Below are 724 nucleotides of genomic sequence, written 5' to 3'. Positions count from 1 at the left end.
CCATTAACTGTAATTGAAATATAATTTACCCTTTTAGAATCAATCATACTTATAGCTTCATAAGGACATGCAAGACTACAAGCACTACAACCAACACAATTCTTTTGATTACCAACTTTACCAGCAGAACAAATTACAATAAGATCACATGCACCACAATCCATACACTTCTTAGAATCTTTAAAAGCAATTTTAAACATCAAAACTTATTATCGAAATCATTAAGATATATCTTTTCACTATAACCATGAAAATTATATTATTATCATCTATTTAAATATGGAATCTAAAAACATCATTGTAATAAAACCAGCTATAAGTCCGAAAGTTGCTTCTCGACCAAAACCCTTCTTGTGACTTTCAGGAACCATTTCATCAATAACTACAAAGAGCATTGCGCCTGCTGCGAATGCTAGTCCCCATGGTAGAAAGGAATGTGAAATAGAAGCTAATGTTAATCCAAATAAGCCTCCTAATGGTTCTACAAGTCCAGTTAAAGTTGCATAACCAAATGCTTTTAAAAAACTATACTTCTCTCTTAAAAGTGGTAATGCAACAGCTAAACCTTCAGGAATATTTTGTAAACCTATAGCTGTAGCAATAAGTAATCCAGTTGCAATATTGCCAGTTCCAAAACTAATGCCAACAGCTAATCCTTCAGGAAAATTATGTATTGTCATTGCAATTATCATAAGCCAAATACGTGGTAATCTTGATGAAGGTC

Annotated in this window: 1 protein-coding gene; it reads right to left on the bottom strand. The window is 32.5% G+C overall.

Translation table 11 applies throughout. The features are described from left to right. Positions 1-269: 269 nt before the first annotated feature. A partial coding sequence (locus NZ896_06815) for a ZIP family metal transporter (GenBank protein ID MCS7117155.1) occupies positions 270-724 on the bottom strand: 455 nt, incomplete at its 5' end.

The sequence above is a fragment of the Nitrososphaerales archaeon genome (assembly GCA_025058425.1).
In the GTDB taxonomy this organism is placed as follows: Archaea; Thermoproteota; Nitrososphaeria; order Nitrososphaerales; family JANXEG01; genus JANXEG01.
This window is presented reverse-complemented; position numbering and strand designations above follow the sequence as displayed.